The sequence below is a fragment of the Polynucleobacter sp. JS-Mosq-20-D10 genome (genome assembly GCF_018687755.1).
GTDB lineage: Bacteria > Pseudomonadota > Gammaproteobacteria > Burkholderiales > Burkholderiaceae > Polynucleobacter.
Window position 1 is genome coordinate 137,785 of record NZ_CP061305.1, and the last position, 24,860, is coordinate 162,644.

Below are 24,860 nucleotides of genomic sequence, written 5' to 3' on the forward strand. Positions count from 1 at the left end.
TTAATACCTGTGGGTTATTTCGCTTGCAAGAAATTCTTGAGTAGAGCATGGCCATGCTCAGAGAGGATCGATTCTGGGTGGAACTGCACCCCTTCTACCGCCAGTTCTTTATGGCGTACACCCATAATTTCCCCATCAGAAGAAGTGGCGGTTATTTCAAGCATTGTCGGCAATGAACTTTTTTCAATCGCGAGGGAGTGATAACGCGTCACCTTGAATGGGTTGGGTAAATCTTTGAAAACACCTACGCCGGTATGGTGAATGTCATCCGTTTTGCCATGCATGACTTTCTGGGCGCGAATAATTTTTCCGCCGAATGCTTCACCAATTGCTTGGTGTCCAAGGCAGACACCAAGAATGGGAATTTTTCCTGCATAGCGTTGAATTGCGGCTACAGAAATTCCTGCCTCAGCCGGACTGCATGGTCCAGGTGATATACAAATACGTGCAGGATTGATTTTGGCAATCTCTTCAACGGAAATTTCATCATTACGGAAAACCTTTACCTCCTCACCAAGTTCTGCAAAATACTGAACGAGGTTGTAGGTAAATGAATCGTAGTTATCAATCATGAGGAGCATCGAGTCCTCCTTGTACTAAATCAGCTGCCATTAATACTGCTCGAGCTTTCACTTCGGTTTCTTTCCACTCGGCTGTGGGGTCAGAGTCTGCTACTACACCAGCGCCTGCCTGAGAATGTAATACGCCATCACGAATTACACCGGTACGAATGGCGATCGCCACATCCATATCTCCAGAGAAGGAGAGGTAACCTACTGCGCCACCATAAACTCCGCGTTTCACAATCTCCATCTCATCAATAATTTCCATCGCCCGAATTTTTGGGGCGCCCGATAAAGTGCCAGCAGGAAAGGTTGCGCGTAGAACATCCATATTGCTCATATTGTCCAATAGCTCACCTTCAACAGAGCTCACAATATGCTGTACGTGGGAATATTTTTCAATCGACATCGAATCAGTCACTTTGACGGTGCCTGTTTTTGCAATACGACCAACATCGTTACGCGCCAAGTCAATCAACATGACATGTTCAGCAATTTCTTTTGGATCGGCAAGTAATTCTGTGGCAAGACGCTCATCTTCTTCGGGTGTCGTGCCACGGGGGCGTGTGCCCGCTAATGGACGAATCGTCACAATCTTCTGACTTTCACGTTGCTCTTGGCGCACCAAAATCTCTGGTGATGAGCCGACTACTTGTAGATCGCCAAAGTCATAGAAGTACATGTAAGGCGATGGATTCAAAGAGCGCAATGCACGATATAGAGCAAGCGGTGAATCTGTAAATGGTTTACTAATGCGCTGGCCGATCACTACCTGCATGCAATCACCGGCCAAAATATATTCTTTGGTTTTGAGAACGGCATTTTCAAAATCTGCTGCCTTGAACTTGCGGATCAATTCTGTTTTAGCACTTGGCAAAGAGGTTGGCATGCTCACAGGCTTGCTTAAGCAAGCAAGCAATTCTTTTAATCGAGCTTGGCCCTTATCAAAGCTATCTGTCACGCTGGGGTCTGCATAGACAATTAAATAAATGCGACCTGCAACGTTATCAATAACTGCCAACTCTTCGGTGAGCATCAATTGAATATCGGGTACACCTAATTCATCTGGCAGATGGTGTTTTGCTAAACGCGATTCAATGTAACGAACCGTGTCATAGCCAAAGTAGCCCGCAAGCCCACCACAGAAGCGCGGGAGTCCGGCTTGTACTGCTACCTTAAAGCGCTTGAAATAAGCGTCTACAAAATCCAATGGGTTGTCATGATTACTTTCAATCACCTTGTCATTGAAGAGTACTTCAGTGAGTGGTGCATCTGGCGTACCCACTGTTCTCAAAACAGTTTTTGCAGGTAGCCCAATAAAAGAGAAGCGACCAAAGCGCTCACCACCTAAGACAGATTCTAGAAGGTATGTATTTTTTTGTCCAAAGGTTTGAGTGAGCTTGACGTATAGCGAGAGCGGTGTCTCCAAGTCTGCCAAAACTTCTTTCACTAATGGAATGCGATTGAAACCCTGTTTTGCGAGGGCAAGAAATTCTTCGTGCTGCATTACGCTTTTCCTGACGTCGCTAGTTCTGCGCGCATCGCTTTAACCACGTCAGCATAATTTTCTTTGCCAAAGATTGCGGAGCCAGCAACAAAAGTATCTGCACCAGCTTTGGCTACTTCTGCAATATTGTCGACCTTAATTCCGCCATCCACTTCAAGACGAATATGGCGACCAGTTTCTTGTTGATAACGATCTAGGCGCGCACGCACTTGAGTAATCTTATTTAGAGTGCTTGGGATAAACGACTGACCACCAAAGCCTGGGTTGACTGACATGAGTAAGACTAGGTCTAGCAAATCGAGCGTGTGATCGAGGTGATCAAGCGGTGTTGCTGGGTTTAAAACCAATCCAGCTTGACAACCTTGATCGCGAATCAAATTAATTGTGCGGTTCACATGAGGACTTGCCTCTGGATGAAAGCTAATCAGGTTTGCACCTGCTTTTGCAAAATCTGGAATGAGGCGATCTACTGGTTCCACCATCAGGTGCACATCAATCATCGCTGGCTTGCCATCTTTTGTTGCATGTGGGCGAATTGCCTCGCAAACCAAGGGGCCAATAGTCAGGTTCGGAACGTAGTGGTTGTCCATCACATCAAAGTGAATCCAGTCTGCTCCCGCCAAGAGAACGTCCTGAATTTCCTTGCCCAGGCAGGCAAAGTCAGCCGACAAAATGGAGGGGGCAATGACAAACTGGCTATTTAGGGGTGATTTCTGGCTATCCATCCCTAGATTCTAGCTTGCAGTTGGGCTTAGGATGGAGCAGAATTCGAGCATGAATCCTCATGAAATCAGCATTACAGTCAAAACTCAGTATTTGGCCGACCAGTCTGACCCCGATAATCGTCAGTTTGCCTTTGCCTACACGGTCACTATTAAAAACACCGGTACGGCCATCATCCAGTTAATCGCCCGTCATTGGTTTATTACCGATGGGGAAAATGATGTCCAAGAGGTTCGTGGCTTGGGGGTGGTAGGACAACAACCCCTTTTACGGGCAGGGGAACAGTTTGAGTACACCAGCTGGGCCACTTTACCAACGCCGGCGGGAACAATGCGTGGGGAGTATTTCTGTGTCACTGAAGAAGCTCAGTTTTTCCAGGCCCCAATCCCTGAATTTGCCTTGGTGATGCCGAGAACCTTGCACTAGGTTCTCAAAAACTCTATTTTTTGCCTTTACCAGTCCAAAGGACGATAAAAAGTAGCAGGGCTAAGGCTAGGCCACCCTCCAGAGCAAACAAGATCATGGGGTATTCATCGAGTAAATTGGCAATCATGATTTCTATATTCAAATTAATAAGTCGCGAAAATACTTCGCGAGTCTTTGTCTGCAGTGTATTCGCTCTCAGCATCGCTAGCTTGTTAGCAGCATGCTCTACACCTCCTACCCGGGGCTCTATTTACCGCTCAACTGGCAGCCCCCCATCCGCATATAGCTCCTCGATCGCCAGCTTCCGATCTGTTACCTGGCAAGACTTACCTGGTTGGCAGGAGGATGATTTAACCCAGGCTTGGCCAGCTTGGCTCAAGAGTTGTGATGCCCTGCGTAAACGTAATAGTGAAATTAATTGGCGCCAGGCATGCGCTCAAGCCGGTAATGTTTCAGGCCGTGATGAACGTGCAATTCGCCAATACTTCGAGGGAAATTTTCAGGCATACGAAGTACGTAACAGCGCTACAGGCAACGAATCTGGGCTAATCACCGGTTATTACGAGCCCGTCATGAATGGCTCCCAGACCCGCACAGCTACTTACTCTGTTCCCTTGTACGGCCTGCCAAATGCCTGGAAAGGCTCAAAGCCAAGCCCTGCGCCAACACGTGCTGAGATTATGAGCTCCGGAGTGCTCCGAGGTTCAGAAATCGCCTGGGTGCAAGATCCTGTAGCTGCTGCTTTTATGCAAATTCAAGGCTCTGGAAAAATTCGTTTAGAAGATGGACGCGTATTGCGACTCGGTTATGCCGGCACCAATGATCAGCCGTTCAAGTCTTTTGCCCAGTGGTTGCTCGATCGCAAGGAGATCACGCGTGGAGAGGCAACGATGCAGGGTATTTCTGCATGGGCCAAGCGCAATCCAGGCCGAGTAGAGGAGATGCTCAATGCTAATCCTCGATTTGTATTCTTTAAAGAGTTGCCGAGTAATGTCAGCTCTGATCTAGGCCCCAATGGTGCTTTAGGAGTACCTTTAACAGCCGAACGGAGTATTGCCATTGATCTGAAAGCGATGCCTTTAGGTGCTCCAGTCTTTTTGAGTACTACCAAACCCTTGAGTAGCCAAACTTTGCAAAAGTTGGTGATGGCCCAAGATACAGGTAAAGCCATTGTGGGCGGGGTACGAGCAGATTACTATTGGGGATCCGGGGATTCTGCAGGTGAGTTAGCAGGACGCATGAAGCAGGATGGCAAGATGTGGTTATTGTTGCCACGCTGAACAAATTATTTTTTGAAAGAGATCGATGACCTACAACACCATATTGACTGAAGTGGATGGCAAAGTTGCCGTCATTACTCTCAATCGTCCTCAGGTATTAAATGCTCTAAATGATGAGTTAATGAATGAGTTGGGTAAGGCGCTGTTGGGTTTTGATGCTGATGACAATATTGGTTGCATCATCGTAACCGGTAGTGAGAAAGCTTTTGCCGCCGGTGCGGATATTGCAACGATGGCAAAGTATGGATTTGCTGATGTTTATCGTAGCGGCTTTATTTCTCGTAACTGGGAAGAGATCAAAAAAGTGCGCAAGCCAGTCATTGCAGCGGTATCTGGTTATGCCCTTGGCGGTGGATGTGAGTTGGCGATGATGTGCGACACCATCATGGCAGCTGATAATGCGAAGTTTGCTCAACCAGAAGTGAAGTTGGGAATTATCCCTGGCGCTGGCGGTACGCAACGTTTACCACGCGCAATCTCAAAAGCAAAGGCAATGGATTTGGCGCTGACCGGCCGGATGATGGATGCGGCTGAAGCTGAGCGCTCTGGTCTTGTTGCCCGGATTTTCCCGCAAGCAGATTTACTAAAAGAAGTGAAAGTGATCGCTAAGACAATTGCAGATATGCCGCTGCTGACTGCGATGATGGTGAAAGAAGCAATTAATGCCGCATATGAAACTACGCTATCTGAAGGCATGCACCTTGAGCGTCGTTTATTCCACTCTTGTTTTGCAACCAATGATCAAAAAGAAGGTATGGCGGCTTTTATGGAAAAGCGCCCAGCTCAATTTACGAACTCGTAAAAAATGTAGCACTCAGAGTGAATTATTTTTCTAAGTAGCGTTGAGCTAGCTTGACCCAGTAGCTAACGCCTACTGGGATCAGTGCGTCATTAAAGTCATAAGAGGGGTTATGAAGATGGCAAGGGCCCATGCCATGACCTACCGAGCGATGATCGCCATCACCATTGCCTAGAAACACATAGCAACCCGGTTTCTCTAGGAGCATGAATGCAAAGTCTTCTGCGCCCATTGTTGGGTCGATAGAGGTATTGACGTTTTGTGCCCCGACCAGATCACTCATTATCTCGCTTGCAAAATTCACTTCCTTGTCATGATTGATGAGTGGAGGATAGTTGCGAGCAAAGTGAACCTCTGCTTGACAGTCAAATGCGCTAGCTACATTGTGTGAGATCTCTCTCAAACGTTGTTCAATTAAATCTAAGACTTCGATGGTAAATGTGCGAACGGTTCCACCAATAAAAGCACTATCCGGAATAACGTTACTAGTCTCACCCGCATGGAACTGCGTTACCGATAACACTGCTGCATCTACTGGGCGCTTATTACGTGTAATGATACTTTGCAATGCTTGTACAACTTGGGTGCCAGCAAGTACGGGATCAGCGCTATTGTGTGGCAAGGCGGCATGTCCACCTTTACCTCGAATGGTGATTTCAAAAGTATTACTGGAAGCCATCATCGGGCCAGATGTCACACCAAAATGCCCTTCGGCAAGTCCTGGCCAGTTATGCAGACCAAAGACAGCATCGCAAGGAAATTGCTTAAAGAGTCCATCATTGATCATTTCTTGCGCGCCGGCACCACCCTCTTCTGCTGGCTGAAAAATGAAAATGACTGAACCGGTAAAGTCTCGATGGTTGGATAAGTATTGAGCGGCACCCAAGAGCATGGCAGTGTGACCATCATGGCCACAGGCATGCATCTTGCCGGGATTCTTTGAAGTATGTTCAAAGTTATTGTGTTCTTGTAATGGTAGTGCATCCATGTCGGCACGCAATCCAATCATCTTGCCTGGACCCAATTCCCCATCGAGTCTTCCAACAACTCCAGTTTTTCCAAGGCCGCGATAAACCGTAATTCCCCAGCTCGAAAGTGCCTCAGCTACCAGATCGGACGTACGATTTTCTTCAAAACGTAATTCTGGATGCGCATGAATATTGCGGCGAATCTCTTGAATAGCTGATGCGGAGTCGATAATTTCTGGAAGTAATCGCATAGATTAATCTTATCTGAATTTACTCCGGTAGTTTTATATGCTCTGCAGCAAACCCTAAGGCCTCAATGAAATAGGGGGCATCCTCTAATTTCTGAAGCTGCTGTGGAAGAGTCGGAATAAGACCTAAAAAAGGTGCAAAAATTCGGTCTTTCAGGGTTTGAATATTTTCAGTTAATAGAGGCATTTCTTCTGCAAGCGTGTTGGCTACCCAGCCCGCAATTGTCAACTGGCGCGACACAATTGCTTCACAAGTGAGCAGGGCATGATTAATGCAGCCCAAGCGCATACCCACTACGAGAATGACTGGTAAATCCATCGCCTGCGCTACATCCCCCAAATCCTCTTGCTCATTTAGAGGGACTAAAAATCCACCTGCACCTTCAACTACTACCGAATCAAATGCTGAGGTCAATGCATTGAATTCATCTAAGATTCGGGTAGCATCTAAATGCACATTATTTTTCTGGGCAACGAGATGGGGGGCTGCCGCCACATCTAAAACAAATGGACAAAGACTTTGCTCGCGTGACTTTAATCCTGAAGCAATACGCAATGTCTCTAAGTCTTCATTGAGTGTTTGGCCACTAGCGTCAATATAAGTGCCTGCAACCACGGGTTTAAAGCCCACCGTGTGAATACCAGATTCTCTCAGTTTAAGAATGAGTGCGCCGCTGACCAAAGTTTTGCCAACTTCCGTATCAGTTCCCGTGACAAAAAAACCAGTATATGTACTTAGTGTCATCAATTGCTTTTTATCTCTTGCTCAATCATCTGCAATGTCTTGATCAGCTCGCGTAGGTCATCAACACTATGGTTTGCAGAAAAAGTGATACGAAGACGAGAGCTGCCAATAGGAACGGTAGGCGGTCGGATTGCTGGAATCCAATAACCTGCCTCATCTAAGCACTTAGCAGCTGCCAATGCGCTGGCATTACTTCCTAAGATCACAGGCTGTATTGGGGTGGATGAGGGCGTTTTTTCCCACTTTTGGAAAGTCATTTCATCGCGCCAAATTTGAATCAGTTGATTTAATTGTTTGCGACGCGCAATACCTTCCTTACCCTCGATTAGTTCCAAGCTGGTAAGTAGGGTATGTGCAATCGCAGGCGGCGTAGCAGTGCTGTAAATATAGGGGCGCCCTTTTTGGATGAGCCATTCAATAAAGGGTGAGGCTGCACAAATAAATGCACCGCTAACGCCAGCTGCTTTGCCAAGCGTGCCAATGTAAATAATTCTTTCTGAATGTACGCTCGATTGCTCCAGAATGCCATGGCCCTGTTCGCCAAGTACACCAAAGCCATGCGCATCATCTACCATCAGTAGCGCATCATATTGTTCGGCAAGATCAAGTAGATCTTTTACGGGCGCGATATCTCCATCCATACTGAAGACGCCATCGACCACAATCAATTTGAGTGGGTGCGCATCTTGCTTTAATTCTTCTTTTAGAAAATCGAGATTTTGGTGATCAAACAAAGTCACTTTGGCTTTAGTTTGTGAACTTGCTAGACGAACACCATCAATCAAAGAGGCATGATTGAGTTTGGCTGAATAAATACTCACTTCACCTTGATTGGCAAGTTTACTGAGACCGGTAATGGCATTGATGTTTGCAAGATAGCCGGTACTCAAGAACAATGCTCTTGCATTGGGAATGTGTTTACTCTCATAGGCTGCTAATTTTTTTTCAAGCAAGTCATGCGCAATGCTATGGCCGCTGATTAAGTGTGATGCACCGCTTCCAGCCCCATATCGTTTTGCACCTTCCGCAAGCGCAGCAACTAATTCAGGGTGATTGGCCAGACCTAAGTAGTCATTACTACAAAATGCTTTGAGTTCTCGTTGGTCAACCCGAGCCTTGGTATCACAGGGTGATACGGTGGTACGCAATTTACGTCTGAGCAACTGCGCATCTAGGTCAGCAATTTGATGCTCTGCCATATCGCGAGCTCTAAAGTGGGCACTCATATCAGCACCTTATTTAGGGCACGCTGTATAGAGGCGCCCATTTGTATCGCTTCTTCAGTAGAGAGAATATACGGCGGCATGACGTAAATCGTATTACCAATGGGTCTGATGAGAATACCCTCTGCCATACCTGCTGAAAACATCTCTCGTGAAAAAGTATTTTTACGCTGAAGTGATTCGGGCTTGACGTCGAATGCCAAGATCATTCCCTGCTGGCGCCAATGTTGAACACGAGGATCAATTTTTGCCCAAGCAAATGCACTGCTCAGGTCTTTACTGCGCTCAAGATTTTTTTCAAGAACAGATTCAGTCTCGAAGATTTCTAAGCAGGCGAGGGCAGCAGCGCATGCCAATGGATTACCCGTGTAGGAATGCGAGTGCAAGAAACCCTGTTGCATTTGATCGCCATAAAAGGCCTGATAAATTTTGGCAGTTGTCATCGAGAGTGACAACGGAAGGTATCCACCACTGATACCTTTAGAAAGCGTCAAGAAGTCGGGCCAAATTCCCGCATGCTCACAAGCAAAAAACTTTCCTGATCGACCACAGCCTACTGCGATCTCATCAGCGATCAAGTGAATATTGTAATTATCACAGAGCAATCTTACTGAGCGCAAATATTCAGGAGAGTACATTGCCATTTGCCCAGCGCATTGAACGAGTGGTTCAATAATGATTGCGGCGATATTGTGATGCTCTGTCTTCAGTAGCTCTTCTAATTTTTCTGCTGCCTGCATGGCGACATCGTGAGCGCTTTCACCAGGCTGTGCTTTTCGTGCATCAGGTGAAGGCGCGGTAAAAACATCTTGCAATAGCGACCCATATGCTTCTCGAAAGATGGCAACATCAGTGACTGCTAATGCGCCCAAAGTTTCACCGTGGTAACCATTTTCTAGGCAGACAAATTTTTTCTTTTGGGGCTGATGATTGAGTCGCCAGAAGTGGTGGCTCATCTTCAAAGCAATCTCTACTGCAGACGCACCATCGGATGCAAAAAACACGTGACCCAAATGGCCTTGAGTTAAAGCGGATAGTTTCTCGGACAGTTCCACAACGGGAGGGTGGGTAAATCCAGCGAGCATGACATGTTCAATTTTTTCAAGCTGACTCGTAATGGCTTGGTTGATGCGCGGATTGGAGTGACCAAACAGATTGGTCCACCAGGAGCTAATGCAATCTAGGAGGGCATTGCCCTGGTCATCAAAGAGCCAAGCACCCTTGCCTTTTGTAATGGCAATTAATGGCAATGACTCGTGATGCTTCATCTGAGTGCAGGGATGCCAAACGGCATCTAGGCTGCGATCAACCAGAGAGGTTTGATTTGGATCAGAAATAAGCTTCATGTTTGGTATTTGACCACTAGTTTTTCCTAATTTAGACCTGTATCTGTTATGTTTATGCCTTGAATTGATCTATTTTCTGGAATTCGACTATGCAGGCCACTCAAACTATTGAAAAACCCCTCACCCAAGTCAAGTCTCAAAAGGATTTGCATAAAGAGGTAGATGCTTTGGGTGCATGGTCAGTAGCCCAGGTTGAGGCTCTCTTTGCCCTGCCATTTAGCGATTTGATATTCAGGGCACAAGAGACTCATCGCGCCAACTTCCCTGATGGTGATGTGGAACTGGCTACGCTTCTGTCGATTAAGACTGGCGGCTGCCCTGAGGATTGCGGGTATTGCCCTCAGGCTGCCCGATATGACACTGACGTCAAGGCGAACAAGTTGATGGATTTAGAGGAGGTGCTTGAAGCTGCCAAAGCTGCCAAAGCTGCTGGATCTAACCGCTTTTGCATGGGCGCCGCTTGGCGGGAGCCCAAAGACCGTGATATTGAAAAAGTCACCGCGATGATTAAGGGTGTCAAGGCTTTGGGTCTTGAAACCTGTGCGACCCTGGGGATGCTGGAGCCCAAGCAGGCACAAGCCCTCCAAGAGGCGGGCTTAGACTTCTACAACCACAACCTGGATACCAGCGAGGACTTCTATCGCTCAGTTATCTCTACTCGGGGTTACCAAGACCGGTTGGAGACGATTGCTAATGTGCGTGCTGTAGGCATGTCAGTCTGTTGTGGCGGTATTGTGGGCATGGGTGAGTCCCGTAAACAACGTGCAGCCTTCTTGGCGCGTTTGGCTAATTTAAGTCCGTATCCAGAGTCAGTCCCCATTAACCATTTGGTTCCTGTAGCAGGAACCCCTTTGGCAGATCAGAAGCCCTTGGATCCACTTGAATTTGTGAGGACCATTGCTGTAGCTCGCATCACTATGCCGCTTGCACGAGTGCGCCTCTCGGCTGGACGTCAGGAGCTGGGTAGGGCAGTTCAGGCCATGTGCTTCCAGGCTGGCGCCAATTCGATTTTCTATGGTGAGCAACTGCTCACTACCGGTAATCCAGAGGCAGAACAAGACCGTGAGCTATTGGCTGAGTTAGGCTTGAAGACTAAGCAGAGCTGCAAAACAGAGGTTTTAGTCTAATTTCTAAAAGCCAATGACCTTAATCGATCGCTTCATTATTGAGTTTGACACAGCCCTCCGATCGGTAGCCGGGGGCGCTCAAGCCCATCGTCCAGTGCCGGGTTCCAATACCCCATCAAGCGGATTATTGGATGCCAAAGAGCGAGAACATGCGGCTGGATTAATGCGTGTGAACCACGTAGGCGAGGTCTGCGCTCAAGCTCTTTATCAAGCTCAAAAATTAGTAGCTCGCAACCCTGAAATTCGGCAGATGCTAGATGACTCTGGCCAAGAAGAAATGGATCATTTGGCTTGGTGCGAAACACGCCTCCAAGAGTTGAGCTCACACACCAGTTATCTCAACCCAATTTGGTATGCAGGATCCTTTGCAATCGGCTTGGCTGCTGGCTTGGCGGGCGATAAGTGGAGTCTGGGATTTGTTGCTGAAACCGAAAAGCAGGTGGAGAATCACCTCGAGAGTCACCTCGAAAAATTACCTGCAGAGGATGAGCGTTCTCGCGCAATTGTTGACCAAATGCGCATCGATGAAATTGAGCATGGGCAGGCCGCAATTTTGGCTGGTGGAGTGGCCTTACCGAAGCCCATTCAGAGTCTAATGCAGGCAATGTCTAAGGTGATGACAAGCACTGCTTACAAAATCTAGCTCTAAATTAATTATTTCGGATATTTTTCTTTAGAGTACTGTTCATTAATACAGTATATTTACCTATTATTAGGCTAAACAGCTAAGACCTATTCTTAAGTATATTTTCCAAGCCATTGTTTCAAGTAGCATTTTTATAGGCACCATTTTATCAACATATGACGCTAAGTGTTTGTAAACACTAGGAAATTCCCTAAAAAATAAGCCAAAAACACTTGACCCTCTTATTGCGATCCTCTAAAGTGGGAGGAAGTGTGAAAAAGTGGGGTAAATAGTGTTTCAAGGTGCGTCAGCTCTCAATTTGGATGCAAAAGGCCGCATGTCTGTGCCGGCAAAGCATCGTGACGCCTTGTTAGTTCAAGGTGAGGGCCGAATTACGCTCACAAAACACCCCGATGGATGCCTACTGCTATTCCCTCGACCTGAGTGGGAAACCTTTCGCTCACGGGTAGCGCAATTGCCGATGGATGCCCATTGGTGGCGTCGTATTTTCCTTGGCAATGCTGCAGAACTGGATTTGGACAGCGCCGGAAGAATTTTGGTGAGCCCAGAGTTGCGATCAGCCGCTGGTATTGAAAAAGAAGTGATGCTGCTCGGTATGGGCAGTCATCTAGAGTTGTGGGACGCCGCTACTTACGCTGCAAAAGAACAGGCTGCCATTGCACAAGGTATGCCTGAAGCCCTGAAGCAATTTAATTTTTGATGACAGGGTGCCATGAACATAACTCATCGCCCAGTATTACTGGCCGAGGCGGTGACGGCGCTGGTCAGTGGACCACTTATCACCTCCCCTTTGGCTTCAAAAAATCTACTCTTGATCGATGGAACCTTTGGGCGCGGTGGTCATACTCAAGCTCTGTTAGCGCGACTACCTGCAAATGCACAAATGATTTCTTTCGACAAGGATTTAGATGCGATAGCAGTAGCGGAAAAAATCAACGACTCTCGTTTACGCATCGTGCACGACAGTTTTGCACAGATGGATCAGTACGCGGATCCAGAATCAGTCGATGGAATTCTGTTGGATCTCGGTATCAGCTCTCCACAGGTGGACGAAGCACATCGTGGGTTCTCCTTTCGCAAGGATGGTCCGCTCGATATGCGCATGAACACAGATCAAGGCCTAACAGCAGCGGAGTGGTTGGAGCAAGCATCACAAGAGGACATCACCAGCGTGATTAAGACTTACGGTGAGGAACGTTTTGCATTTCAGATCGCTAAAGCCATTGTGGCAAAGCGAGAAGAAGGCTTATCTCCAAAAACAACCTTGCAATTAGCGGGTCTAGTAGCCAGCGTGGTTCGTACAAGAGAAGTTGGTCAAGATCCTGCGACTCGTACTTTCCAGGCACTCCGTATTTTTATTAATCGTGAGTTAGAAGATTTGGAGCTCGGATTAAAAGCAGCGCTTAATTTATTGAAGCCAGGCGCACGTTTGGCGGTGATTAGCTTCCATTCTTTGGAAGATCGTATTGTGAAGCAGTTTTTGCAGTCGCATGCCAAGGTTGCAGTGCCTCGGGGTTTGCCTGTCCGCGATCGAGACTTGCCTCAAAGCGCCCTAGAAATTATTGGGCGCGTTAAGCCAAGTGATGAAGAAGTTCGAGAAAACCCCCGTGCTCGTTCCGCCATCATGCGTATTGCTGAAAAACGTGCAGGAGTATCAGCTTGAATCGCGCTACGCTTACCTTATTAGTATTGCTATTAGTTTGCGCACTATCTTTAGTAGCAGCACAACAGCGTGCACGTAAATTATTTATTTCCTTAGATCGCGCACAAATCGAGGAGCGCAAACTCAATCAAGACTGGCTTCGCTTGGAGTATGAGCAGCGCAATCTATCGAAGTCCGCACGAATTCGGGATGTTGCTCGAAATCAGTTGCACATGGCCCCTATATCTCCAGAGCGTACTTTGTACTTAAAGGAGGCTAGATGAGGACTGTAGGTTTTTCAACTACACCCAATCTAGTATTGCGTCTGCCAATGTGGCGGTCACGCCTAATGCTGTTCATGTTGTTCTTCGTATTTATGCTATTACTAATCCGCGCTTTTTGGATTCAGGGTCCGGGAAATGCTTTTTATGAAGCCAAAGGTGTACGTGGTACACAGCGTGAATTGGAATTGCCTGCTTCCCGTGGAAAGATATTGGATCGCAATGGCCAGGTGATTGCTACGAGCTTAGAGGCAAAGTCAGTGATCGCTTATAACGATACTGTGCCTGATGATTTAACTGCAGATAAGGTTCAGAAGTTAGCGAAACTATTGCAGCTAAGTGAGTCCGAATTACGTAAAAAGTTAAAAGAGGATCGTAAGCAGATTTTTTTGAAGCGCCAAGTGGATCCAGTAGTTGCGCAACAGATTAAGGAATTAGAAATTCCAGGGATTGGCTTGAATAACGAATACCGTCGCTTTTACCCAGAAGGTGAAGCGATGGCGCACGTTGTTGGTTTTACAAACGTGGAAGATCGTGGCCAAGAGGGCATGGAACTTTCAAGAGAAAAAGAATTAGCTGGGCACCCAGGCGCTCGTCGAGTGGTTGTTGATCGCCTCGGTCGTGTTGTTGAAGATGTTGCAATTTTGCAGTTACCGCAGAATGGCAAAGATCTGCAACTTTCCATTGACAGTAAGATTCAGTTTTTGGCTTATAACGCTGTTAAAAATGCAGTTGAGCAGCACCGTGCGAGCGCTGGTGGTGCAGTCGTCCTGGATACCCAGACTGGCGAGATCTTGGCTTTAGCAAATTACCCAAGCTATAACCCAAACGATCGTAAGAAGCTAACGGGTGAGCAGTTACGTAATCGTGTTTTGACCGACACCTTTGAGCCTGGCTCAACAATCAAGCCGTTAACTGTGGCAATTGCTTTGGAGAAGGGTGTCATCACTCCTAATACCAATATGGTGATTGGTGCTAAATACTTGGTGGGTCCAAAACCGATTACGGATACCCACCCTTACAGCAACTTAACTATTTCTCAAATCATTCAGAAATCCAGCAATATTGGTACAGCCAAAATTGCGATGAATAATTTATCCGCAGAAGAGATGTGGAATTTTTATACATCTGTTGGTCTTGGTCAGGCGCCGAAGATTGGTTTTCCTGGTGCGGTAGCTGGCATAGTCCATCCTTATAAAAAGTGGATGCCAACAGATCAGGCGCGGATTGCGTTTGGTTATGGAATTTCAGGTTCGCTCTTCCAAGTTGCTCGCGCCTACACCATCTTTGCGCGTGATGGCGATTTAGTACCTCTCACGATTGAGCGAAGTCCAGACTTTAAGCCCGGTACACATATCATTTCTGCCAAGACGGCCATTGAGATGCGCAGCATGATGGAGTCAGTAACCGAGTCTGGTGGCACTGCTATCAAGGCGCAAGCTGAAGGTTATCGAGTTGGTGGAAAAACAGGTACAGCACATAAATTAGTAGGTAAGAGCTATGGCAATAAATACCGTGCTTACTTTGCGGGTCTAGCGCCGATTAGTGCCCCTCGCATTGTGGTTGCCGTAATGATTGATGAGCCGACTGGTGGCAGTCATTATGGTGGTGATGTTGCTGCACCAGTCTTCTCAACTATTGTGAGTGAGACCCTACGTACCTTAAATGTATTGCCAGATAGCAATGTTAAGCAGATGACGCTGCAGGATAAAAATCCTACAGAAATTCAGATTGCTGCAGTTAAAACCAATGCAGCGGTTTTAAAAAGATGATGACAATGGTCTACATTGAACCCCATCTCTTAATTTCACATTTACGTGATCTCACATCCGCAGATGCAAAAGTGACTGCGGATAGTCGTCAAATTCAATCTGGCGATATCTTTTTTGCATACCCTGTAGGTCATGGTAATGCCTTGCGTGACGGTCGTGATTACATTGCAGCCGCCTTAGCAAATGGTGCAGCAGCAGTTGTATTTGATCCTGCAGATGGTGTTGCTAACGAATACTTAGACCGCTCAGAATGCTTTGCTGTTGATAATTTATCTAGCTTAGCTGGAGCACTCTGTGCCGAGTGGTATGGCTACCCAAGCAAAAATCTCAATGTAATCGGCGTCACAGGCACCAATGGAAAAACTAGTATTACTCAGTGGCTAGCGCAGGCTATGGATGAGCCCAATCATCGCACTGCAGTATTGGGCACATTGGGTACCGGGTTCCCAAGTGCATTAATTCAGACTGGTTACACCACACCGGATGCACCGCAATTGCAAACCCAATTGAAAGAATTGATTGATGCAGGTGCTCAGCATCTTGCTATAGAGATTTCTTCTCATGCATTGGATCAAGATCGTGTCGGTGGCTTGGATGTGCATAGCGCTGTATTTACCAATTTGACTCAAGATCATTTGGATTATCACGGTACGATGGGTGAGTACGCCGAGGCGAAAGCAAAACTGTTTCAGCTGCCCGGACTTGAAAATACCATCATTAATTTTGATGATGCATTCGGGCGAGAATTAGCGATAAAGCTCCTCGCTAGCGACGGTCCTCAAGTATGGGGCTATGCACTAAGCAGCAATACATTTACTGGATTTGAAAAATTTGGTGATCGTCTGAAGCGTACTTACGCAGAAAACACTTTATTTACAAATGCTGGTTATGAATCTCAATTTAATTGCGATGCTATAGGCTCAAGCGCTGTTCAGCTTGCGGTATTAGGCGAATTTAATCTCAGCAATTGCCTTGCTGTATGGACGGTCCTTTTGGCGCAAGGTTTTAGTCCAAGTGAGGTCTCTAAGCGCATGAATAAGTTGAATGCTGTTCCAGGACGTATGGAACTGATTCGCTTGAATAAAACACAAAGAACTGAAGGCCCATTGATTGTGGTGGATTATGCGCACACACCAGATGCCCTCACTAAAGCATTGAACGCATTACGCCCTATTGCAAATCAACGTAATGGAAAAGTGTGGTGTGTCTTTGGTTGCGGCGGCGATCGAGACTCAGGTAAGCGTCCCCAAATGGGTTGTGCGGCTCAAGAGTTTGCCGATCGTATTGTGATTACAAGCGATAACCCTAGATCTGAAGATCCAGCATCCATTATTGCCATGATTCAATCTGGCATGTCAGGTGATTTGGGAAATGTTCAAATCCTGCCCGATAGAGCGGCTGCCATTATGGCTGCGGTACGACATGCCGATGTCAAGGATGTTGTCTTGGTTGCTGGTAAAGGACATGAGTCTACTCAAGAAATTAATGGCAAGAAATTTGATTTTTCTGACCAAGAACATATTCGTTTGGCAGCGGGCGGTAGCTTATGAGTGCGCCTATGACTACTCTTGCTCAAGTTCATGCCATGTTGCCAGGTAGTCAGTTGATTTACGCTGATCAGGAATCTGCGCAAGCGATGACTATTTCTCGTATTGGTAGTGATAGTCGTCAGATTCAGCCTGGTGAATTATTCATTGCATTGGCGGGTGAACGTTTTGATGCGCATGATTTTTTGGATGATGTTGCCAAGGCAGGTGCAAGTGCAGCACTCATTAGTAAAAAAGAAAAGTGCCCTACAACCTTAGCCGCAGTAAGTGTTCAGGATGTTAAGCAAGGATTGGGTGAATTAGCAAAGGCGTGGCGTGCACAGTTTTCTATCCCAGTTGCTTTGGTAACTGGATCAAATGGTAAGACCACTGTAAAAGAAATGATTGCCTCCATCTTCAAGGTAGCTGCCGGTGAAGAATGTATCTTAGTTACTAAAGGTAACTTCAATAACGATATCGGCTTACCCTTAACTTTGCTGCGCATGCGACCGACCGACCGCCTGGCGGTAATTGAGTTGGGCATGAATCATCCTGGTGAAACAGCAGAGTTAGCGGCCATTGTTCAAGCGAATATTGCTCTGATCAACAATGCACAGCGCGAGCATCAAGAATTTATGGCGACTGTGGAGGCTGTTGCAAAGGAGCATGCAACTGCCTTGAGTGCACTCCCTGCGGATGGTGTCGCAGTCTTTCCGGCAGATTCTGAATTTTCTGATGTTTGGTATCAAGCTGCTGCAGGTCGCAAGGTAATTGATTTTGCTTTATCTAATAACTCTGCTTTAGCTACGGCCTCTGTTACGGGCAAGTTATTGATTAGTGGAAAAATTGAGATTACAACTGCACTCGGTAAGATTGAGATCCAGCTTAATACCTTGGGAAGCCACAATGTGCGCAATGCCCTAGCGGCTAGCGCAGTTGCTTTAGGTGCTGGATTAAGTTTGGAACAAATCAAATCCGGTCTGGAATCATTTGTTCCGGTAAATGGACGCATGCAATCAAAACCTTTAAGTGTAGGCCGCACTTTGATTGACGATAGCTATAACGCCAACCCCGATTCTGTAAGAGCTGCTATTGATGCACTTAAACAGTCTGGAAATACTTCTTGGTTGATATTGGGTGATATGGGTGAAGTGGGTGATCAAGGCCCAGCGTTCCATGAGGAGGTTGGCGCATATGCTGCTGAGCAGGGTATTAGTAAGTTGTTTGCACTCGGAGAGCAGTGCAAATTTGCTGTGCAGGGGTTTAATGAGTCAGAGAAGTTTTCGCTTACTAGTAGCGCTACTCATTTCGCTACATTGGATCAGTTGCTTGAAGAGCTCAATCTAGCTCTAGCAGATCAAGAGTCAAGCAAGCAGCTACATTTAGATATTTTGGTTAAGGGATCTCGTTTTATGCGTATGGAGCGTGTAGTGCAGGCCTTATTAGAGGAGGCTAAAACATGCTCTTAATGTTAGCGCAATGGTTACAAGATGATTTTGGATTTTTCCGAGTCTTTAGCTACATCACGTTTAGAGCGGTGATGGCAACAGTGACTGCTTTGCTGATTGGATTAGCGGTTGGTCCGTGGGTTATCCGGAAGTTGACCACATTGAAGATGGGTCAAGCGGTCCGTACAGACGGCCCACAAACCCATTTAGTGAAATCCGGTACTCCTACGATGGGTGGCGTATTAATTCTGTTGGGTATTTTTATCTCCTGCATGTTGTGGGCTGATCTGAGCAATCGTTTTATCTGGATCGTGCTAATTGTGACTTTTGGATTTGGTTTAGTTGGTTGGGTTGATGATTACCGTAAAGTGGCGCGGAAAGATCCTAAAGGAATGGCCTCAAGAGAAAAATTCTTTTGGCAAACTTTGATTGGCTTATTTGCTGCTATTTATTTAGCTTTTTCTGTGTCTGAAGTGAATAACCTCAAAGTTTTGCAGTTGTTCTTTGATTGGCTTAAGAGCGGCTTCGCTTTGGACTTGCCAGCTAAATCAAACTTGCTCATTCCTTTCATGAAAGAGGTGAGTTACCCATTGGGTGTAATGGGCTTCATCATTTTGAGTTACTTGGTGATTGTTGGAAGTAGTAACGCCGTCAATCTGACGGATGGACTAGATGGTCTAGTGATCATGCCAGTAATATTAGTTGGTGCTGCTCTAGGCGCATTTGCTTATGTGATGGGTAATGCGATTTACGCAAAGTATTTATTGTTCCCTTATATTCCCGGCGCAGGTGAGCTCATGATTTTCTGCGGAGCTATGGGTGGTGCCGGGCTCGCATTCCTTTGGTACAACACGCATCCAGCCCAGGTATTTATGGGTGACGTTGGCGCACTTGCGTTGGGTGGTGCACTTGGAACTATTGCCGTGATTGTTCGTCAGGAAATCGTACTCTTTGTCATGGGCGGGATCTTCGTCGCAGAAACACTGTCAGTGATGCTACAAGTTTTCTGGTTCAAATTCACTAAGAAGCGTTTCGGAGAGGGCCGACGTATTTTTAGGATGGCTCCACTGCATCATCATTTCGAATTGGGTGGCTGGCGCGAAACGCAAGTTGTGGTTCGCTTCTGGATCATCACCATTTTATTAGTTCTCATTGGCCTCTCCAGCCTGAAATTAAGGTAAGCCAAAGAATATGCATAACTTAGACCAAGCCTTCGCTAACCCAGCTCTCATCGCAGACGAGGACTATCAAGCGCCCCAACATTTCTTGATCTTAGGATTAGGTGAATCTGGCTATGCTATGGCCAAGTGGTGTTTGCGAAATGCTGCAAAGGTCAGTCTGGCTGATACACGTGATCGCGCAAATCTGAATGAGCGACAAAAGGCTTGGTTAGCGGATCTGGAATTTGCGGGGCTTCAAGAAGCTTATTTTGGCGCTTTGGATGACCTTAATCTAAACGGTATTGAAGTCATTGGAATTAGTCCTGGTTTGTCACCACTTCAAGAGCCAACAGCCTCTTTCTTGGCTAAAGCACAAGAATTTAATATTGATATTTGGGGCGAACTAGAATTTTTTGCCAGAGCCATTGCTGCAATGGATCGCATGGCCCAACTTAAACAGTCTCAATATAAACCCGCTGTACTAGCCATTACTGGAACAAATGGAAAGACAACCACAACGGCGTTGACAGGGCAGTTGTGTGAACGAGCTGGCAAGAGAGTTGCTGTAGCTGGCAATATTAGCCCAGCAGCTTTAGATAAGTTGATGTCTTGTTTGGATGAGTCTGATCAAGCTGCCGACATGCCTGAGATTTGGGTGCTCGAGTTATCTAGCTTTCAGCTGGTTTATGCGAGCACCTTCAATGCAACTGCAGCGACCGTATTAAATATTACGCAAGATCACTTGGATTGGCATGGTGACATGCAGGCGTACGTTGATGCAAAAGCTAACATCTTTGGTCGGGACACTATCTGCATCTTGAATCGCGATGATTTGCAGGTCATGAACCTACTAACTGACGAACAGAAATCCAATAAATCAGTCATTACGTTTGGAGCTAGCAGGCCTGATGAGCAGGGTGCTTTTGGAATTGAGCATGATCTGCGTGCTGGTGGAATTGATTGGTTGGTCTGGGCTGAATTGGATGAAGATCTTGAGCCACAACCGAAGCGTCGCCGTAAAGCAGCTGTTGTAGAGGATGAGCCATTAAGGCTCAAGCGTTTGATTCCAGCTGATGCTTTACGGATTCGCGGTCGCCACAATGCTTTAAATGCCTTAGCTGCATTAGCCTTGGCGCGATCAGCTGGTTTACCAATGAATATGCTTTTGCATGGTTTACGTGATTATCATGGCGAGCCTCATCGTGTTCAAAGTGTTTCGATTGTGTCGAATGTTGAATATGTGGACGATAGCAAGGGCACTAACGTAGGAGCAACGGTAGCCGCTCTAAATGGTTTAAGCGCTCATGAGTCTGGTAAGCGGATCTGGTTGATTGCTGGTGGTGAGGGTAAGGGCCAAGACTTTAGCCCCTTGCGTGATCCTACATTACGTTTTGTAAAAGGTGTTTTCCTGATTGGCAAAGATGCCCCACTCATTGCCGAAGCTTTGGGCGATTCAGTGCCATATGTCATGAGTGAGACTCTGAAAAACGCAGTAGCGCAAGCCGCAAAACAAGCTCAGTCAGGCGATATCGTTTTGTTATCACCGGCTTGTGCTAGCTTTGATCAGTTCAGTGATTACGTGGCACGTGCTGAGGTATTTATTGCTGAAGTTCAAGAATTGGGAATGCAATTCGAAGGAGCTGATGCATGAATTTGAAGGAAAAACTTTTTCCTGAGAATCGTTTAGGCCTTGGCCGCTTCTGGAATTTCTCCAGAGACGGAATAGATAATTTCCGTAGTGGCTTGAGAGATGCGGTTTCTGGCGTTGAGCAAACGCGCTCACGCATGATGGACTATGACCAGCTATTGGTTTGGGCAGTGCTATCTTTAGCCCTTATCGGTTTGGTCATGGTGTATTCAGCCTCCATTACTTTGGCAGATGGCCCTAAGTACGCAAATTACAGTAGTAATTTTTTCTTAATTCGCCATTGCATTTCATTGGCAATTGCGATTGGTGTTGCTATTTGGGTGTTTAAGATCCCAACACAGGTATGGGATCGCTACTCCCCAGTGATTTTTGGATTCACTGTCTTGCTGTTAATTGCTGTACTCATTCCTGGCATTGGAAAGGGTGTTAATGGTGCCAAGCGTTGGATTCCATTAGGCCTCATGAACTTCCAGCCATCTGAATTAATGAAGTTTGCTGCAGTGATATTTGCTGCAAGCTATACAGTTCAACGCCAAGAATATCTCCACTCATTCGTTAAAGGCATGCTACCAATGGGTATTGCTGTTGCCTTAGTTGGTGGCTTGCTGATGGCTGAGCCAGATATGGGTGCACTTGTAGTGATATCGCTCATTGCATTTGGAATTTTATTTTTAGGTGGTATTAACGCTAAATTATTTGGTGGATTATTGGCGGTCGGAATTTTAAGTGCAGTAACAATTATTGCCTTCTCACCTTTCCGTCAAAAGCGAATTATGGCTTTTATTGATCCTTGGCAGGTCGACAATGCAGCTAATAAAGGCTACCAGTTAACCCACTCTCTGATGGCATTTGGTCGTGGTGAATGGTTTGGTCTAGGCCTAGGCGGTAGCGTTGAAAAATTACATTACCTACCTGAGGCGCATACCGATTTCATCATGGCGGTGATTGGTGAAGAGCTTGGATTTGTCGGTGTAGTGGTCATGATCTTCTTGTTCTACTGGATTGTGCGTCGCGCATTCCTGATTGGCCGTACTGCATTGCAATTAGATCGCAGTTTCGCGGGTCTTGCCGCTAAAGGTGTGGCGATATGGATTGGTTGGCAAGCATTTATCAATATGGGTGTGAACTTAGGCTTACTTCCTACGAAAGGCTTGACACTCCCACTTGTGAGTTATGGCGGCTCAGGAATCTTGATGAATGCCGTTGCCATAGCAATGCTACTTCGGATTGATTACGAAAACCGAATCTTAATGCGGGGTGGGAAGCTATGACCAAGCCATCCATCTTGATTATGGCCGGCGGTACTGGAGGACATATTTTCCCGGGGCTAGCTGTTGCTGAATACCTGAGAATTTGTGGTTGGAATGTATCTTGGCTTGGTAATCAAAGCGGGATGGAGTTTCGCCTAGTAAAAGCTTGCGACTTCCCATTTGAGGCGGTTAACTTTGGCGGCTTGCGTGGCAAAGGCATCAAAGCGATATTGATGTTGCCATTTAATCTTGCAAGAGCCTGTATGCAGAGTTGGAAGATCATGCGCCGCATCAAGCCAAATGTAGTTTTAGGTATGGGTGGTTACATTACTTTTCCTGGTGGTCTAGTGACAAAGTTTTTGAAGAGGCCGCTAGTTCTGCATGAAGCTAACTCCGTTGCGGGAAGCGCCAATCGCGCTTTAGCCAAAATTGCTATGCGAACCTTGACTGGATTTCCAGATACGATGGCTCACGCTGAATGGGTAGGCAATCCAATCCGTGAAGAATTTGAAACTGTAGGCGCGCCAGAAAAACGTTATGAAGAGCGCATCGGCCCCCTGTCGATTTTGGTTGTGGGTGGAAGCTTAGGTGCCACCGCCTTAAATGAAGTCATTCCAGCAGCCTTGGCATTGATGGATAAAAGTGCGCGACCCCATGTAATTCACCAGGCAGGCGATAAGCATCTCGCAGATCTACAGCAGCGTTATACCAACTTAGGTGTTACTGCTGATATTCGTCCTTTCATTGACGATATGCCAAGTGCCTATGCCCAAGCAGATCTGGTGATCTGCCGCTCTGGTGCAATGACCGTTTCAGAGATAGCGGCATGTGGTGTGGCATCTTGTCTGATCCCATTTCCATATGCAATTGATGATCATCAGACTGCAAATGCACGATTTTTATCGGATGCAGATGCAGCCATTTTGTTGCCACAACAAGATCTCAATCCGCAAGATCTGGCATCTATGATTCAAAACTTTAGCCGCCGAGATTTACAAGTGATGGCTAAACGTGCTCATGCTTTAGCTAAGCCTCATGCAACTCAGCGTGTGGCTGAAGTATGTGCAGACTGTGCAGGAGTAGGTATATGAAACATATCGTTCAGCAAATCCATTTTGTTGGTATCGGTGGCGCAGGTATGAGTGGTATTGCCGAAGTCTTACTGAATCTGGGATATCAGGTATCTGGATCTGACCTAGCTGAAGGCGCTGTAACGAAGCGACTAAAAGATTTGGGTGCAGTGATTCATATTGGGCATGACCCTAAAAATATTGGTACTGCAGAGGCAGTAGTCATTTCTACTGCAGTTGCAGGTAATAACCCCGAAGTGTTAGCCGCTCGCGCAGCCAAAGTTCCTGTTATTCAGCGGGCTGTTATGCTCGGTGAGCTTATGCGCTTAAAGCAGGGTATTGCAATTGCAGGTACTCATGGCAAAACAACGACGACCAGTTTAGTTGCCTCAGTCTTAGCTGAAGGCGGTTTAGATCCAACCTTCGTTATTGGCGGTAAGTTAAATTCTGCAGGTGCTAATGCACGCTTAGGCCAGGGTGACTTTATTGTGGTTGAAGCGGACGAGTCTGATGCCTCTTTCCTGCAATTATTCCCAGCCATGGAAGTTGTCACTAATATTGATGCTGATCATATGGATACGTATCAGCATGACATGGCAAGGTTAAAGCAAGCCTTTGTCCAATTTATCCAGCGCATGCCCTTTTATGGCGTTGCGGTGCTATGTATTGATGATGCAAACGTTCGCGACATTATTCCATTTGTATCGCAGCCAGTATTGCGCTACGGCTTATCTGAGGATGCAGATATTCGTGCAAGTAATGTGCGGGCTGAAGGTACTCGTATGCACTTTACGGTTGAGCGTAAAACTGTGCGCCGTCATGGCAATAAGCCAGGTCGTCTTGAGGTGCAATTAAATTTGCCTGGTCTACACAATGTTCAAAATGCATTAGCAGCAATTGGTATTGCAACGGAATTGGGTGTTAGCGATGAGGCTATTGTGAAGGCTTTATCTGAATTTAGTGGCGTTGGTCGCCGCTTCCAAAGGTATGGAGAAATTCCATTGGCCTCTGGCGGAAGCTTCACATTAATAGATGATTACGGACATCATCCTGTTGAGATGGCGGCTACTTTATCTGCAGCTCGTGGCGCTTATCCAGACCGTCGTTTGGTATTAGCATTCCAACCCCATCGCTTTACAAGAACTCGTGATTGTTTTGGTGAATTTGTGCAAGTGTTAAAAAACTTTGATGCACTCGTGTTAACTGAAGTATATCCAGCTGGTGAGGCAAAGATTCTGGGTGCAGATGGTCAAAGCCTGATGAAAGCTGCACTCACCGCTGATAAGACTACTGCCTCTTTTTTAGATGGCACAGCCGTAGCTTTTGCGTCAAGCGTCGCAGAAATGCCAGAAAAACTCAGTACTTTATTGCGTGATGGTGATGTCTTAATCACGATGGGCGCTGGCTCGATCGCTGGATTACCTCATGTATTGGCGGAGACGAAACATGTCTAATCAAAACA

Annotated in this window: 23 protein-coding genes; 16 read left to right on the forward strand and 7 right to left on the reverse strand. The window is 46.5% G+C overall.

Features of this window, described 5'->3' with window-relative positions; translation table 11 throughout:
- Window positions 1-14 precede the first annotated feature (14 nt).
- Genes FD967_RS00785 through rpe form a run of 3 tightly spaced genes read right to left on the reverse strand, consistent with a single transcriptional unit; the run spans window position 15 to window position 2,795 of the window.
- Complete coding sequence (locus FD967_RS00785; protein WP_215326199.1) at window positions 15-581, reverse strand: aminodeoxychorismate/anthranilate synthase component II; 567 nt, start codon at window positions 579-581, stop codon at window positions 15-17.
- Complete coding sequence (gene trpE, locus FD967_RS00790; protein ID WP_215326200.1) at window positions 565-2,070, reverse strand: anthranilate synthase component I; 1,506 nt, start codon at window positions 2,068-2,070, stop codon at window positions 565-567. Before trpE ends, FD967_RS00785 begins: the two co-directional genes overlap by 17 nt.
- Entirely contained in the window at window positions 2,070-2,795 is a 726-nt protein-coding gene (rpe, locus tag FD967_RS00795; RefSeq protein ID WP_215326201.1) for a ribulose-phosphate 3-epimerase, read from the reverse strand. Before rpe ends, trpE begins: the two co-directional genes overlap by 1 nt.
- A gap of 49 nt (window positions 2,796-2,844) precedes the next feature.
- Here rpe and apaG point away from each other — a divergent pair, with 49 nt between their 5' ends.
- The 3 genes from apaG to FD967_RS00810 all read left to right on the forward strand — a co-directional run bounded on the left by apaG (window position 2,845) and on the right by FD967_RS00810 (window position 5,301).
- A complete protein-coding gene (gene apaG, locus FD967_RS00800) occupies window positions 2,845-3,219 on the forward strand; it encodes a Co2+/Mg2+ efflux protein ApaG (protein WP_215326202.1) in 375 nt (124 codons plus the stop codon).
- Window positions 3,220-3,344: 125 nt separating this feature from the next.
- Entirely contained in the window at window positions 3,345-4,499 is a 1,155-nt protein-coding gene (locus FD967_RS00805) for a murein transglycosylase A (protein WP_251369052.1), read from the forward strand.
- A 25-nt stretch (window positions 4,500-4,524) separates the two neighbouring features.
- Complete coding sequence (locus FD967_RS00810; protein ID WP_215326204.1) at window positions 4,525-5,301, forward strand: enoyl-CoA hydratase; 777 nt, start codon at window positions 4,525-4,527, stop codon at window positions 5,299-5,301.
- Window positions 5,302-5,323: 22 nt separating this feature from the next.
- Here FD967_RS00810 and FD967_RS00815 read toward each other — a convergent pair whose 3' ends face one another.
- The 4 genes from FD967_RS00815 to bioA are packed head-to-tail and all read right to left on the reverse strand — an operon-like array spanning window position 5,324 to window position 9,828.
- Window positions 5,324-6,517 carry a M20 aminoacylase family protein gene (locus tag FD967_RS00815; RefSeq protein ID WP_215326205.1) on the reverse strand — a complete coding sequence of 398 codons (1,194 nt, stop codon included), beginning with the start codon at window positions 6,515-6,517 and terminating at the stop codon, window positions 5,324-5,326.
- A gap of 19 nt (window positions 6,518-6,536) precedes the next feature.
- Entirely contained in the window at window positions 6,537-7,259 is a 723-nt protein-coding gene (gene bioD / locus FD967_RS00820; protein ID WP_215326206.1) for a dethiobiotin synthase, read from the reverse strand.
- Entirely contained in the window at window positions 7,259-8,485 is a 1,227-nt protein-coding gene (locus FD967_RS00825; protein WP_215326207.1) for an 8-amino-7-oxononanoate synthase, read from the reverse strand. The genes bioD and FD967_RS00825 overlap by 1 nt, the downstream gene beginning before the upstream one ends.
- A complete protein-coding gene (gene bioA / locus FD967_RS00830; protein WP_215326208.1) occupies window positions 8,482-9,828 on the reverse strand; it encodes an adenosylmethionine--8-amino-7-oxononanoate transaminase in 1,347 nt (448 codons plus the stop codon). The genes FD967_RS00825 and bioA overlap by 4 nt, the downstream gene beginning before the upstream one ends.
- 89 nt (window positions 9,829-9,917) lie before the next feature.
- On the opposite strand from bioA, the gene bioB reads away from it, so the two are divergent.
- The 13 genes from bioB to murC all read left to right on the forward strand — a co-directional run bounded on the left by bioB (window position 9,918) and on the right by murC (window position 24,852).
- Window positions 9,918-10,955 (forward strand): biotin synthase BioB, encoded by a 1,038-nt coding sequence (gene bioB, locus FD967_RS00835; RefSeq protein ID WP_215326209.1) that lies wholly within the window; start codon window positions 9,918-9,920, stop codon window positions 10,953-10,955.
- Between the two features lie 13 nt (window positions 10,956-10,968).
- Complete coding sequence (gene coq7, locus FD967_RS00840; RefSeq protein ID WP_215326210.1) at window positions 10,969-11,598, forward strand: 2-polyprenyl-3-methyl-6-methoxy-1,4-benzoquinone monooxygenase; 630 nt, start codon at window positions 10,969-10,971, stop codon at window positions 11,596-11,598.
- A 274-nt stretch (window positions 11,599-11,872) separates the two neighbouring features.
- On the forward strand, window positions 11,873-12,301 hold the full coding sequence (mraZ, locus tag FD967_RS00845) for a division/cell wall cluster transcriptional repressor MraZ (RefSeq protein ID WP_088527868.1): 429 nt from the start codon (window positions 11,873-11,875) through the stop codon (window positions 12,299-12,301).
- A 12-nt stretch (window positions 12,302-12,313) separates the two neighbouring features.
- Window positions 12,314-13,264: a 16S rRNA (cytosine(1402)-N(4))-methyltransferase RsmH gene (rsmH, locus tag FD967_RS00850; protein ID WP_215326211.1), complete on the forward strand. Its 951-nt coding sequence runs from the start codon at window positions 12,314-12,316 to the stop codon at window positions 13,262-13,264.
- Window positions 13,261-13,527 (forward strand): cell division protein FtsL, encoded by a 267-nt coding sequence (gene ftsL / locus FD967_RS00855; protein WP_046329456.1) that lies wholly within the window; start codon window positions 13,261-13,263, stop codon window positions 13,525-13,527. Before rsmH ends, ftsL begins: the two co-directional genes overlap by 4 nt.
- Window positions 13,524-15,296, forward strand: coding sequence for a penicillin-binding protein 2 (locus FD967_RS00860; protein ID WP_215326212.1), 1,773 nt, complete (start codon window positions 13,524-13,526; stop codon window positions 15,294-15,296). Before ftsL ends, FD967_RS00860 begins: the two co-directional genes overlap by 4 nt.
- Window positions 15,293-16,846, forward strand: coding sequence for a UDP-N-acetylmuramoyl-L-alanyl-D-glutamate--2,6-diaminopimelate ligase (locus FD967_RS00865; protein WP_215326213.1), 1,554 nt, complete (start codon window positions 15,293-15,295; stop codon window positions 16,844-16,846). The genes FD967_RS00860 and FD967_RS00865 overlap by 4 nt, the downstream gene beginning before the upstream one ends.
- Before the next feature lie 8 nt (window positions 16,847-16,854).
- Window positions 16,855-18,291, forward strand: a complete 1,437-nt coding sequence (murF, locus tag FD967_RS00870; protein WP_251369053.1) for a UDP-N-acetylmuramoyl-tripeptide--D-alanyl-D-alanine ligase — start codon at window positions 16,855-16,857, stop codon at window positions 18,289-18,291.
- On the forward strand, window positions 18,282-19,451 hold the full coding sequence (gene mraY / locus FD967_RS00875) for a phospho-N-acetylmuramoyl-pentapeptide-transferase (protein ID WP_215326214.1): 1,170 nt from the start codon (window positions 18,282-18,284) through the stop codon (window positions 19,449-19,451). Before murF ends, mraY begins: the two co-directional genes overlap by 10 nt.
- Before the next feature lie 10 nt (window positions 19,452-19,461).
- Window positions 19,462-21,081: a UDP-N-acetylmuramoyl-L-alanine--D-glutamate ligase gene (gene murD, locus FD967_RS00880; protein WP_215326215.1), complete on the forward strand. Its 1,620-nt coding sequence runs from the start codon at window positions 19,462-19,464 to the stop codon at window positions 21,079-21,081.
- The gene (gene ftsW / locus FD967_RS00885) at window positions 21,078-22,349 is read left to right on the forward strand and encodes a putative lipid II flippase FtsW (RefSeq protein WP_215326216.1); all 1,272 of its coding nucleotides are present in this window, start codon (window positions 21,078-21,080) and stop codon (window positions 22,347-22,349) included. Before murD ends, ftsW begins: the two co-directional genes overlap by 4 nt.
- On the forward strand, window positions 22,346-23,419 hold the full coding sequence (gene murG, locus FD967_RS00890; RefSeq protein WP_215326217.1) for an undecaprenyldiphospho-muramoylpentapeptide beta-N-acetylglucosaminyltransferase: 1,074 nt from the start codon (window positions 22,346-22,348) through the stop codon (window positions 23,417-23,419). The genes ftsW and murG overlap by 4 nt, the downstream gene beginning before the upstream one ends.
- Window positions 23,416-24,852 carry a UDP-N-acetylmuramate--L-alanine ligase gene (murC, locus tag FD967_RS00895; RefSeq protein ID WP_215326218.1) on the forward strand — a complete coding sequence of 479 codons (1,437 nt, stop codon included), beginning with the start codon at window positions 23,416-23,418 and terminating at the stop codon, window positions 24,850-24,852. Before murG ends, murC begins: the two co-directional genes overlap by 4 nt.
- Window positions 24,853-24,860: the final 8 nt, after the last annotated feature.